Origin of the sequence: Pseudomonas sp. UM16, assembly GCF_050312595.1 — a bacterium.
Classification (GTDB): Bacteria; Pseudomonadota; Gammaproteobacteria; order Pseudomonadales; family Pseudomonadaceae; genus Aquipseudomonas.
The window spans coordinates 73551-84822 of the sequence record NZ_JBNPJT010000016.1; the positions used below are offsets into that span (position 1 = coordinate 73551).

An 11272-nucleotide genomic window follows, 5' to 3' on the forward strand; every position below is an offset into this window, starting at 1 on the left:
AAGTTCATAGTCAGGTTCAACAGCAGACCCCCGAAAGAGGTGGCCATGAACAAGACCCTGCATCACCGTGCCTGTCACCTGTGCGAAGCCATCTGTGGCTTGAATATTGAAATCACCGAGGTGCCGGATGCTGCGCCGCAGATCAGTTCGATCAAAGGTGACCCTCAGGACAGCTTCAGTCGTGGCCATATTTGCCCCAAGGCTGTGGCCCTGCAAGACATCCAGAATGACCCTGATCGCTTGCGTGCGCCGCACAAACGCGTAGGCGACGGTTGGCAGGCGATCGGTTGGGACGAAGCCTTCGAGCTGGCGGCGCAGAAGCTTTGGGCCATCCAGCAGGCCCATGGGCAGAATGCTGTGGCGGTGTATCAAGGCAATCCCAGCGTGCACAACTATGGCTTGATGACCCACAGCAACTACTTCCTTGGCCTGCTCAAAACCCGCAATCGTTTTTCCGCCACCTCGGTCGACCAGTTACCCCAACACCTGACCAGCTACCTGATGTATGGCCATGGCCTGCTGCTGCCAATACCGGACATTGACCACACCGATTTCATGCTGATCCTGGGCGCCAACCCGCTCGCTTCCAACGGCAGCATCATGACCGTGCCGGATGTCGAGAAGCGCCTCAAGGCGATCCAGGCCCGCGGTGGCAAAGTGGTAGTGGTCGATCCACGGCGCAGTGAAACCGCAGTCATGGCTGACCAGCATGTGTTCGTGCGTCCTGGCGGGGATGCGGCGTTGCTGTGTGGCGTGCTCAATACCTTGTTCAGCGAAGGTTTGCAGCGGGCGTCAGCATTGCTGGTCGAGGGTCTGGATCAGGTGCGTGTTGCGCTTGCCCCATTTACTGCTGAAGCGATGACACCCCTGTGTGGCATTGAGGCGTTGGTCATTCGCCAACTGGCACGCGATTTTGCCGCTGCCGACAAGGCGGTGTGTTACGGACGTATGGGGGTTTCGACTCAGACCTTCGGCACCTTATGCCATTGGCTGGTACAACTGATCAACCTGGTCAGCGGCAATCTCGACCGGGTCGGCGGCGCACTGTGCACACAGCCTGCGGTGGATCTGGTGGCCAGTACCGCAGGCGGGCATTTCAATGCCTGGCAGAGTCGGGTCTCCGGTCTTCCGGAATACGGCGGTGAACTGCCCGTGGCGGCACTCGCCGAAGAGATGCTGTGTGAAGGGGAGGGGCAGGTGCGCGCGCTGGTGACGGTGGCGGGCAACCCGGTGCTGTCGACGCCCAACGGGCGACAACTGGAACGAGCCTTGGACGGGCTTGAGTTCATGCTCAGCATTGACCTCTACATCAATGAAACCACGCGTTACGCGGACCTGATCCTGCCGTCCACCTCGGCGCTGGAGAACGATCACTACGACACCACCTTCAACCTGTTTGCCGTACGCAATGTCAGTCGCTTCAACCGGGCGATCCTGCCCAAGCCGGAAGGTGCATTGCACGACTGGGAAATCTTTGTTGGCCTGGCCAAGGCTTTCGCGGCACTCAGCGACAAACCCTTGAAGCCGACCATGCCCCCGGCGCAGATGATCGACATCGGCTTGCGTCAGGGACGTTATGGAGAGAGCTCGCCCTTCAACCTGTCGATATCCACACTCGCTCAGCACCCGCACGGTATTGACCTGGGGCCGTTGCAGCCCAACCTTGCAGCGCGCCTGAAGACCGCCAACCAGCACATCCAGGCAGCACCGGTGGAGATCCTCAACGATTTGCAGCGATTTGCCAGCCAGCATCCTCCTGAGCCAGGGCAACTGCTGTTGATCGGTCGTCGCCATGTGCGCAGTAACAACTCATGGATGCACAACTATCACCGCCTGGTGAAGGGCAGGCCACGCCACCAACTGTTCATGCACCCGGATGATCTGGCAGATCGGCAACTGCAGGATGGGCAACGGGTGAAAGTCAGTTCGCGGGTCGCCAGCATTGAGGTTGAAGTGCAATCCTGCCGTGACATGATGCCTGGCGTGGTCAGCCTGCCCCACGGCTTCGGTCATGCCCGTGCCGGTGTGCGCATGGCGATTGCCAGCAATCAGCCGGGCGCCAGCGCCAATGACCTGACAGATGAGCGCCAACTTGATGCGGTTTCGGGCAATGCCGCACTCAATGGCGTGCCAGTGCAGGTGGTTGCGGCCTGATATCGGCAAGGCCGAGCGTCACGCTTGGCTTTCCGATACAATGCGTCACCGTGCCGACAACCAGGTCGGAAAGTTCAGCCGCGAGGTGCTTCATGGATATCATTGAAACAATCAAAGAGCAGATTGCTAACAACACCATTCTGCTTTACATGAAAGGCTCGCCGAATGCCCCGCAGTGCGGTTTTTCGGCCAAGGCGGCGCAAGCCGTGATGGGTTGTGGCGAAAAATTCGCTTACGTGGATATCCTGCAGAATCCGGAAATCCGTGCCAACCTGCCAAAATACGCCAACTGGCCGACCTTCCCACAACTGTGGGTTGGCGGTGAGCTGGTTGGTGGTTCCGACATCATGGCTGAGATGTTCGCCAACGGCGAACTGCAGACGCTGATCAAGGAAGCTGCAGCCAAGGCTGCTGACAAAGCCTGATAACGCTTTAGTCAACAAAAAGCCCCGCATTGCGGGGCTTTTTGTTGGCAGCGCAAGGGGGGCAGGTTATTCGCCCATTTGCGACTGCAGGTAGTTTTCCAGGCCGACCTTGTCGATCAGGCTCAGCTGGGTTTCCAACCAGTCAATGTGCTCTTCCTCGGATTCGAGGATATCTTCGAGCATCTCACGGCTACCAAAGTCGCCAACCGTTTCACAGTGAGCGATAGCGGCCTTGAGATCGACCAAGCCTTTCTGCTCGATCTTCAAATCGCATTCGAGCATTTCCTTGGTGTGTTCACCAATCAGCAGCTTGCCCAGGTCCTGGACGTTGGGAATGCCTTCAAGAAACAAAATACGCTTGATCAGTTTGTCAGCGTGTTTCATTTCATCGATGGACTCTTTGTACTCGTGCTTGCCGAGCTTATCCAGACCCCAGTCTTCATACATGCGCGCGTGCAGGAAGTATTGGTTGATTGCGACCAGCTCGTTTCCGAGGATCTTGTTGAGATGCTGGATGACGCTAACGTCGCCTTTCATGATGGGGTCCTGCCCTATAAGTGTGCCTATAGGAAAGAGTTTGAGCCTCGCAAGTTCGACTGTCAAACCTAAGTTATTGAATAATAAGTGAAAATTAATCGGAATAAGAATGTTTGTGTTCCGCGTTTTAACCCTAACTTATTGAATTACAGGCATAAAAAAACCGGACACGAGGTCCGGTTCTTTGAATAGGCGGTTTTTACGCGGCAGTAAATTCTACAGGGTAGGGCAGGGCGGCCTGGCTGACCTGCAGTTCGGTCAGGGTTTCGCGCACCACTTGCTTGGCCAGGCAGGCACATTTGCCACACTGGCTCGCCACGTTGGTGGCGGTTCTGACTTCCTTGTAGCTGCAGCATCCTTCATAGATCGCATCGCGGATCTGTCCGTCGGTTACACCAACACAAAGACACACATACATAGGGCAGGCCACCGCTGGTAAAGGCTCAATGCAACGAAGCTTAATGTTAATGAGAATGCTTGTCAAAGCACTTTCTTTCACGTCGCGGGTTAGAGCGACCAATGGCAGATTGTCGCGCAATCGGACTGAAACTCGGCGCATGGCGCCGGGCGGTGTATGATGGTCGGCCATTTTGATGCCGGGCCAGCGCCTGCTGGCCTGTGCAGATGATTCCACCCCATCAGGAGATATCGCATGAGCGTACTCGTTGGCAAAAATGCCCCGGACTTCACCGTTCCAGCTGTTCTGGGCAACGGCGAAATCGTCGACAGCTTCAACCTGGCTTCGGCCATCAAAGGCAAGTACGGCCTGGTGTTCTTCTACCCACTGGACTTCACCTTCGTCTGCCCGTCCGAGCTGATCGCTCTGGATCACCGCATGGCCGAATTCAAGGCACGCAACGTTGAAGTGATCGCCGTGTCGATCGACTCGCACTTCACTCACAACGCCTGGCGCAACACCCCGATCAATGCCGGCGGCATCGGTCAGGTTCAGTACATCATGGCTGCTGACATGAAGCACGACATCGCCAAGGCCTACGACGTTGAATCCGAAGGCGGCGTTGCTTTCCGTGGCGCATTCCTGATCGACGACAAAGGTGTTGTTCGTTCGCAGATCGTCAACGACCTGCCACTGGGCCGTAACATGGACGAACTGCTGCGTCTGGTCGACGCCCTGCAATTCCACGAAGAGCACGGCGAAGTCTGCCCTGCCAACTGGAAAAAAGGCGACAAGGGCATGACTGCTTCGCCTGAAGGCGTTGCTGCTTACCTGAGCGAGAACGCTGGCAAGCTGTAATCGCCAGCGATAAAAAAAACCGGCCTAGATGGCCGGTTTTTTTGTACCTGCAAGAATGCTGGTGCGATGGCTCGGCTTCAGTCGTTGAAATCCTGCCAGCCGCCCATTTCCTTCCAGCGGTTGACGATGCCGCAGAACAACTCAGCGGTCTTCTCGGTGTCGTAGCGGGCCGAGTGGGCTTCACGACCGTCGAAGTCGATGTCGGCGCTCTGGCAGGCTCGGGCCAGCACGGTCTGGCCGTAGGCAAGCCCGGCCAGGGTTGCAGTGTCGAAACTGGAGAACGGATGAAACGGGTTGCGTTTCATGTCGTTGCGCGCCACGGCGGCGTTGACGAAGCCCAGGTCGAAGCTGCTGTTGTGCCCAACCAGGATTGCTCGCTTGCAGCCATTGGCCTTCAATGCCTTACGCACGCCACGGAAGATATCGGTCAGTGCCGATTCTTCACTGACCGCCATGCGCAGAGGGTGGTCCAGCTTGATACCGGTGAATTCCAGGGCCGCCTGTTCAATGTTGGCGCCTTCGAACGGCTCGACGCGGAAGAAGTAGGTGTGTTCCGGGAACAGAAAACCTTTTTCGTCCATGCCGATGGTCACTGCGGCAATTTCCAGCAGCGCGTCGGTGGCGCTGTTGAAACCGCCGGTTTCTACGTCCACGACAACGGGCAAATAACCGCGGAAACGCTCGGCCATTGGATGGCGCGGGCCGCCGCTTTGACCGTCCTGGTCGTCGTACAGATCTTCACTCACGCAGTTTCCTCCAGCAGGCGCCAGCGCAGTTGCTCACTGGCGCGCAGCGGGATAACGGTTTGCTCGCCAAACGGCAAGCTATTTGGGGCGGTCCAGCTTTCGCGAACCAGGGTAATGGTTTCGGTGTTGCGTGGCAGGCCATAGAAGGCCGGGCCGTGAATACTGGCGAAGCCTTCGAGCTTGTCCAGGGCATTGCGCTGTTCGAACGCTTCGGCGTACATCTCGATGGCAGCGTAAGCGGTGTAGCACCCGGCGCAGCCACACGCGGCTTCTTTGGCGTGCTGGGCGTGCGGTGCAGAGTCGGTACCGAGGAAGAATTTGCTGCTGCCGCCGGTGGCGGCGTCCAGCAGCGCCACCTGGTGGGTGTTGCGCTTGAGGATTGGCAGGCAATAGAAGTGTGGGCGAATACCCCCCACCAGCATGTGGTTGCGGTTATACAACAGGTGCTGGGCGGTGATGGTCGCGCCTACGTTGGCCGGGGCCTCGTTGACGAACTGCACGGCGTCGCTGGTGGTGATGTGTTCGAACACTACCTTCAAGGTCGGGAAGCGCTCGACGACACGGCGCAGGTGCTCATCGATGAACAGCTTCTCGCGGTCGAACACGTCGATTTCGCTGCGGGTCACTTCACCGTGGACCAGCAGCGGCATGCCGACCTCGGCCATGGCTTCGAGTACCGGGAAGATTTTGTCGACGCTGGTGACGCCGGAATCGGAGTTGGTTGTCGCTCCGGCCGGGTACAGCTTGGCGGCATGCACGAAACCGCTGGCCTTGGCCACGCGGATTTCCTCGGGCTGGGTACGGTCGGTGAGGTACAGCACCATCAACGGTTCAAAGCGGCTGCCAACCGGGCGTGCGGCCAGGATGCGCTCGCGATAGGCGCCAGCCTCGGCGGCATTACGCACGGGCGGTACCAGGTTGGGCATGATGATTGCACGAGCAAAGGTGCGCGCAACGTCGCCAACAGTGTGGGGCAGGACGGCGCCATCGCGAAGATGGATGTGCCAGTCATCGGGACGCAGGAGGGTCAGGCGGTCGGACATTGGGGATTCCAGGCGGGTCGAACTCAAGGTGAATGCTACCGGAAAAGCCGGGCCCGAGCACTCGCTATCAAGTTTTGCCGACGCTGACCGATAGCCTGCGGGTATACCGTGAAAATCTGTGGAGCCGCCCGTGCGCCAGCGTTATCTAGCCCTGCTCAGTGTGTTTGTCTGCTTCCCGGCGACAGCACTTACCTTCCAGACCCGTCTGGAGAATATTGAGTGGAAGGTCGAAGGTGATCAGTTCGAATGTCGACTGGTCCAGCCGGTTGCCGATTTTGGCAGCGGTGAGTTCGTGCGTCGTGCCGGTGAACAGGCGACCTTTCAATTGCGCTCTAGCAGCAATGCGCTGGGCAGTGGCTCAGCGATGCTGCTCGCCGCCGCTGCGCCCTGGCAGCCAGGGCGTGGCGATATCAACCTGGGAGCGGTACGTATGAGCCGAAACGGCGTACTGTTTACCAGCTCCCAAGGTCAGGCCAGTCGCCTGATCAACGGGCTGCTTGACGGTCGTAGCACCGTCGTACGCAACCGTGCCGGTGAGGCCGGGCGGGCGATGGAAGTGCGCCTGCTGCCGGTGAAATTCAGCAAGGCCTACAGCGACTATCAGCTGTGCGCTGCCAAGCTGCTGCCGATGAACTATGACCAGGTCCGCCAGACGCGGGTCGGGTTTCCCGGTGGCGGTATCGATCTGGATGCCGATGCCAAAGCACGTCTGGACGTGATTGTGGCGTTTCTCAAGGCTGATCCGACGGTCAACCACATTGAGCTCAATGGACACTCCGACAACAGTGGCAATCGTCTGACCAACCGTGATCTGTCCCGCCGCCGCGCGCTGGCAGTAATGGAATACCTCAAAGTGCACGGCGTTGCCGAAGATCAAATCACGGTGCGTTTTCACGGCGAGCGCTATCCGTTGGCCGCCAACAACTCGGCGGCTAACCGCGCGCGCAATCGGCGGGTGAATATTGAGCTTGATCGGGTGACGCCAGTGCAAACCCAGGCGCAGAAAGAGCCAGAGAAAACGCCAGAACCAGCACCAGCGGCTGCTGCGCAAGTGGATAATAGTCAAGCGCCGATCAAGTCCTGAGCTGCGACCGTCCGTCGCGCCCTCGACAGTTCCTGTCGCTTTGTCGTCACAAGCTGTCGCCCCACTGTAATTTTTCCAGCAAGGCCGGTAGAATCAACGGCTTTCCGTAAAACCCCGTGGAGTGATGGCATGGCGGACGTAAAAAAGGTCGTACTGGCGTATTCCGGCGGCCTTGATACTTCGGTGATTCTCAAGTGGCTGCAGGATACCTACAACTGTGAAGTAGTGACGTTCACTGCCGACCTGGGGCAGGGCGAAGAGGTCGAACCGGCCCGCGCCAAGGCTCAGGCCATGGGCGTGAAAGAAATCTACATCGACGACCTGCGCGAAGAATTCGTGCGCGACTTCGTCTTCCCGATGTTCCGCGCCAACACCGTTTACGAAGGTGAGTACCTGCTGGGTACTTCCATCGCTCGTCCGCTGATCGCCAAGCGTCTGATCGAAATCGCCAATGAAACTGGTGCCGACGCCATTTCCCACGGTGCTACCGGCAAGGGTAACGACCAGGTACGTTTCGAGCTGGGCGCCTATGCGCTCAAGCCAGGTGTCAAAGTCATCGCTCCGTGGCGTGAATGGGACTTGCTGTCGCGCGAAAAGCTCATGGACTATGCCGAGAAGCACGGCATCCCGATCGAGCGTCACGGCAAGAAGAAGTCACCTTATTCGATGGACGCCAACCTGCTGCACATCTCCTATGAAGGCGGTGTGCTGGAGGATACCTGGACCGAACACGAAGAAGAGATGTGGAAGTGGACCAAGTCGCCGGAAACCGCGCCGGACGTTCCAACTTATCTGGAACTGACCTACCGCAACGGTGACATCGTCGCCCTGGACGGCGTAGAAATGACGCCGGCCACCGTCCTGGCTACCCTTAACCGCATTGGCGGTGAAAACGGCATTGGCCGTCTGGACATCGTCGAGAACCGCTATGTCGGCATGAAGTCCCGCGGCTGCTACGAAACCCCTGGTGGCACCATCATGCTGCGCGCCCACCGGGCAATCGAATCGATCACCCTGGACCGTGAAGTCGCTCACCTCAAAGACGAGCTGATGGTCAAATACGCCAGCCTGATCTACACCGGCTACTGGTGGAGCCCGGAGCGTCTGATGCTGCAGCAGATGATCGACGCATCTCAGGTTAATGTGAACGGCGTGGTTCGCCTGAAGCTGTACAAGGGCAACGTCATCGTCACTGGCCGCAAGTCGGATGATTCGCTGTTCGACGCCAACATTGCGACCTTCGAGGAAGATGGTGGCGCCTACAACCAGGCGGACGCTGCAGGCTTCATCAAGCTCAATGCGTTGCGCATGCGTATTGCCGCAAACAAGGGTCGCTCGCTGATCTGACCGAGCCTTGAATAAGAAAACCCCGGCTGAGTCTGGGGTTTTTTATTTGTCTAGCGGTTTTGTCGACAGGGTGGTCTGGGTGCCCGTTTCCAAGTTGTTCAGTATCCAGGTGTGGCATAACGGCGAGGGCTGGTTCAGTGCTTGCAGGGCAAAGTGCTCCTGCAATTTACCGGCGCTGGCACCACTCAAGGTAATGGAGACAGTTGCCTGGCTATTCTGCGAAGGATTGCCAAGTGCTTGTACCGGTGCATTGCGAACTCCCGCTGGAGTGTCGCTAGTTTTGTTACAAACGCGTATTTCTTCGGAAACCTGTGTGATTTCCTCGGTCGAGGCAGGCAGTAACTGGGATGGCGGTAGTGAAGTATCGGCAGCAACCAGGGGGAGGGATTCGGTCTCTGCAGGTGAGTACAAAGATTTGTAGTTGAAGTTAAGTGTGAGAAAGAACAGTACGGTCAGAAAAAAAGGGAAGCCTACCAGGAACCATGTGTAGGTGGTCTGACTGTCTTCGCTAAGAAAAGGCAGCGATGCCAGCGCCGAGGCCTCGATGATGCCGGCGAATATCGCAATGATTGTCAAAGGGCTCTTCGGCTCTACTTTGCTCATGACCGTGTCCTCGCCTCATGTAACCCAATTCAGGGCTAATTAACCGTGCTGATAAGCTTGCTTGGCAGTGGGTGAGGTTTCTGTGCAAAGAAATAATTGCCTTTCAATTTGTATCTGGGTTTGTAAGTTTCGATGCCTATTAAACGAAACTATAGGATTTTTCCTTCAAGTATTGCAGCGTTGTTTGGCTGGGTTGTCCCGTTGCTCTAGTGTTATGTTGATTGTCGAGGTTACCTCTATCGTGTTCAGAGGTGCTGATGTGAGTACTGGCGTGTTAGGTGAAAGTATTTTGTAGGATTTATCCCTGGTGCGTGTAGGTTTTATCTTTGTATGCATTTGCTCGCGGGCACTGCAATACAATATGTCGTTTGACTAGGCTATTGTGCGGGCTCACAAAAAAAATCGAACAGCGAACAATTGGATCTGCCCATGAATAAAGTGCTGATCGTGGATGATCACCCGGTCATTCGCTTGGCGGTACGTATGCTGATGGAACGGCATGGTTATGAAGTCATCGCGGAGACGGATAATGGCGTGGATGCGCTACAACTGGCACGGGAGCACGATCCGGATATTGTCATTCTGGATATCGGTATTCCCAAGCTCGACGGCCTGGAGGTCATTGCCAGGGTCACGGCCACTTGTCCGGGTAGCAAGGTGCTGGTACTGACCTCGCAGGCGCCAGGACATTTCTCGATGCGTTGTATGCAAGCAGGTGCAGCGGGTTACGTATGTAAGCAGCAAGACCTCACCGAGTTGCTCAGTGCGATCAAGGCGGTGTTGTCCGGTTACAGCTATTTTCCCAATCAGGCGTTGCACTCGGTACGTGCCAATCTGGGCGGAGTCAGTGAGGCCGATATGGTCGAGCGCTTGTCGGGGCGGGAGATGATGGTTCTGCAACAACTGGCGCGAGGCAAGACCAACAAGGAAATTGCCGACGGCATGTTTCTGAGCAACAAGACGGTCAGTACCTACAAGACCCGTTTGTTACTCAAGCTCAACGCACGTTCGTTGGTTGACCTTATCGAACTGGCACAGCGTAACGGCTTGGTGTGAAGATCCAGAAGCAACAAAGCCTCCATCGGGAGGCTTTGTTCGTTGTGGGCAGCACTGCATAACCTGAGGCTGTCTGGCTATTCGATATCGAGAAGTCAGAGGTCGAAATCGTAATCGGCCAACTGCTTCTGCAAGCGACGCTCCTCGAGCAGGTTATCAATGGTGCGGCGTTTGCTCAGGTTGGTTTTCGCTGTCTCAACAGCGGGCTCCACATCGTCTGACTCGACAGGAGAGAACTCTTCATCTACGTCCAGGTCTTCTTTAACGGTGCTCATATGTCACTCCCAGCCAAGAGGCCATTGGCGCACCTTATAGCGAGAATTTTTGACCGGGTAAAAAAGATTTTTTCAATCGAGTAAACGCATTTCTCTCTATCGCCTCAATCGTCAGAGGTTTTCTGCTTGTATTCACACAGGTCTTCAATCCGGCAACTTCCGCAACGGGGTTTGCGAGCCTGGCATACATAGCGCCCATGCAGGATCAACCAGTGATGGGCGTCTAGCAGGTAGGCCTTGGGGACGAACTTCATCAGTGCCTTTTCAACGTCAAGCACGGTCTTGCCGGGGGCAATTCCAGTACGGTTGCTGACCCGGAAGATATGCGTGTCTACCGCCATCGTCAGTTGCCGGAAAGCTGTGTTGAGGACCACGTTGGCGGTCTTGCGACCGACTCCGGGCAGTGCCTCCAGGGCTTCGCGAGTTTGCGGCACCTGACTTTCATGTTGCTCGATCAGCAGGCGACAGGTTTCGATGACATTGCGTGCTTTGCTGTTGTACAAGCCAATGGTCTTGATGTACTGCGACAGGCCATCAACGCCCAGGGCATAGATGGCTTCGGGGGTGTTGGCGACCGGGTACAGCTTGGCAGTCGCTTTGTTCACGCTGACGTCAGTGGCCTGGGCCGAAAGAATGACCGCAATCAGCAACTCGAAGGGTGAAGTGTAAGCCAGTTCGGTCTTCGGCTCAGGGTTGTCTTCGTGCAGCCTGCGAAATATTTCCTGGCGTTTAGCAGCATTCATGGGG

13 protein-coding genes are annotated in these 11272 nt (G+C 56.9%); 6 read left to right on the forward strand and 7 right to left on the reverse strand.

Features of this window, described 5'->3' with window-relative positions:
- The first annotated feature begins 45 nt into the window (after positions 1 to 45).
- Together ACQRAX_RS19310 and grxD are read left to right on the forward strand one after the other, a co-directional pair.
- Positions 46 to 2154 carry a molybdopterin-dependent oxidoreductase gene (locus ACQRAX_RS19310; RefSeq protein ID WP_412041122.1) on the forward strand — a complete coding sequence of 703 codons (2109 nt, stop codon included), beginning with the start codon at positions 46 to 48 and terminating at the stop codon, positions 2152 to 2154.
- Between the two features lie 92 nt (positions 2155 to 2246).
- Positions 2247 to 2579: a Grx4 family monothiol glutaredoxin gene (grxD, locus tag ACQRAX_RS19315; protein ID WP_412041121.1), complete on the forward strand. Its 333-nt coding sequence runs from the start codon at positions 2247 to 2249 to the stop codon at positions 2577 to 2579.
- Between the two features lie 66 nt (positions 2580 to 2645).
- Here the strand turns inward: grxD and bfr are convergent, their stop codons facing one another.
- Both bfr and ACQRAX_RS19325 read right to left on the reverse strand, forming a co-directional pair.
- Entirely contained in the window at positions 2646 to 3116 is a 471-nt protein-coding gene (gene bfr, locus ACQRAX_RS19320; protein ID WP_045185735.1) for a bacterioferritin, read from the reverse strand.
- Positions 3117 to 3315: 199 nt separating this feature from the next.
- Positions 3316 to 3534 (reverse strand): bacterioferritin-associated ferredoxin, encoded by a 219-nt coding sequence (locus tag ACQRAX_RS19325; RefSeq protein WP_115085622.1) that lies wholly within the window; start codon positions 3532 to 3534, stop codon positions 3316 to 3318.
- A gap of 234 nt (positions 3535 to 3768) precedes the next feature.
- Between ACQRAX_RS19325 and ACQRAX_RS19330 the strand changes: the two genes are divergently transcribed.
- The gene (locus ACQRAX_RS19330; RefSeq protein WP_010221038.1) at positions 3769 to 4371 is read left to right on the forward strand and encodes a peroxiredoxin; all 603 of its coding nucleotides are present in this window, start codon (positions 3769 to 3771) and stop codon (positions 4369 to 4371) included.
- Between the two features lie 77 nt (positions 4372 to 4448).
- Here the strand turns inward: ACQRAX_RS19330 and rnt are convergent, their stop codons facing one another.
- Both rnt and pyrC read right to left on the reverse strand, forming a co-directional pair.
- On the reverse strand, positions 4449 to 5117 hold the full coding sequence (gene rnt, locus ACQRAX_RS19335) for a ribonuclease T (protein WP_412041120.1): 669 nt from the start codon (positions 5115 to 5117) through the stop codon (positions 4449 to 4451).
- Positions 5114 to 6160, reverse strand: a complete 1047-nt coding sequence (gene pyrC / locus ACQRAX_RS19340; RefSeq protein ID WP_412041119.1) for a dihydroorotase — start codon at positions 6158 to 6160, stop codon at positions 5114 to 5116. Before pyrC ends, rnt begins: the two co-directional genes overlap by 4 nt.
- A 130-nt stretch (positions 6161 to 6290) precedes the next feature.
- Here pyrC and ACQRAX_RS19345 point away from each other — a divergent pair, with 130 nt between their 5' ends.
- Positions 6291 to 7244, forward strand: coding sequence for a flagellar protein MotY (locus ACQRAX_RS19345; protein WP_412041118.1), 954 nt, complete (start codon positions 6291 to 6293; stop codon positions 7242 to 7244).
- A 129-nt stretch (positions 7245 to 7373) separates the two neighbouring features.
- On the forward strand, positions 7374 to 8591 hold the full coding sequence (locus ACQRAX_RS19350; RefSeq protein ID WP_412041117.1) for an argininosuccinate synthase: 1218 nt from the start codon (positions 7374 to 7376) through the stop codon (positions 8589 to 8591).
- A 42-nt stretch (positions 8592 to 8633) separates the two neighbouring features.
- Here ACQRAX_RS19350 and ACQRAX_RS19355 read toward each other — a convergent pair whose 3' ends face one another.
- Positions 8634 to 9194 carry a hypothetical protein gene (locus tag ACQRAX_RS19355; RefSeq protein WP_412041116.1) on the reverse strand — a complete coding sequence of 187 codons (561 nt, stop codon included), beginning with the start codon at positions 9192 to 9194 and terminating at the stop codon, positions 8634 to 8636.
- A 429-nt stretch (positions 9195 to 9623) separates the two neighbouring features.
- On the opposite strand from ACQRAX_RS19355, the gene ACQRAX_RS19360 reads away from it, so the two are divergent.
- The gene (locus tag ACQRAX_RS19360; RefSeq protein ID WP_412041115.1) at positions 9624 to 10250 is read left to right on the forward strand and encodes a response regulator; all 627 of its coding nucleotides are present in this window, start codon (positions 9624 to 9626) and stop codon (positions 10248 to 10250) included.
- Positions 10251 to 10345: 95 nt separating this feature from the next.
- On the opposite strand, the gene ACQRAX_RS19365 is transcribed toward ACQRAX_RS19360, so the two are convergent.
- On the reverse strand, positions 10346 to 10525 hold the full coding sequence (locus ACQRAX_RS19365) for a PA3496 family putative envelope integrity protein (RefSeq protein WP_412041114.1): 180 nt from the start codon (positions 10523 to 10525) through the stop codon (positions 10346 to 10348).
- A 104-nt stretch (positions 10526 to 10629) separates the two neighbouring features.
- Complete coding sequence (nth, locus tag ACQRAX_RS19370) at positions 10630 to 11268, reverse strand: endonuclease III (protein ID WP_412041113.1); 639 nt, start codon at positions 11266 to 11268, stop codon at positions 10630 to 10632.
- Positions 11269 to 11272 lie beyond the last annotated feature (4 nt).

Bases quoted from the DNA above. Each gene is read 5' to 3' on its own strand.
- ACQRAX_RS19310 (WP_412041122.1), top strand. From the start codon at position 46: ATGAACAAGACCCTGCATCACCGTGCCTGTCACCTGTGCGAAGCCATC.
- ACQRAX_RS19330 (WP_010221038.1), top strand. From the start codon at position 3,769: ATGAGCGTACTCGTTGGCAAAAATGCCCCGGACTTCACCGTTCCAGCT.
- ACQRAX_RS19365 (WP_412041114.1), bottom strand. From the start codon at position 10,525: ATGAGCACCGTTAAAGAAGACCTGGACGTAGATGAAGAGTTCTCTCCT.
- ACQRAX_RS19355 (WP_412041116.1), bottom strand. From the start codon at position 9,194: ATGAGCAAAGTAGAGCCGAAGAGCCCTTTGACAATCATTGCGATATTC.
- nth (WP_412041113.1), bottom strand. From the start codon at position 11,268: ATGAATGCTGCTAAACGCCAGGAAATATTTCGCAGGCTGCACGAAGAC.
- pyrC (WP_412041119.1), bottom strand. From the start codon at position 6,160: ATGTCCGACCGCCTGACCCTCCTGCGTCCCGATGACTGGCACATCCAT.
- ACQRAX_RS19325 (WP_115085622.1), bottom strand. From the start codon at position 3,534: ATGTATGTGTGTCTTTGTGTTGGTGTAACCGACGGACAGATCCGCGAT.
- ACQRAX_RS19360 (WP_412041115.1), top strand. From the start codon at position 9,624: ATGAATAAAGTGCTGATCGTGGATGATCACCCGGTCATTCGCTTGGCG.
- bfr (WP_045185735.1), bottom strand. From the start codon at position 3,116: ATGAAAGGCGACGTTAGCGTCATCCAGCATCTCAACAAGATCCTCGGA.
- ACQRAX_RS19350 (WP_412041117.1), top strand. From the start codon at position 7,374: ATGGCGGACGTAAAAAAGGTCGTACTGGCGTATTCCGGCGGCCTTGAT.
- grxD (WP_412041121.1), top strand. From the start codon at position 2,247: ATGGATATCATTGAAACAATCAAAGAGCAGATTGCTAACAACACCATT.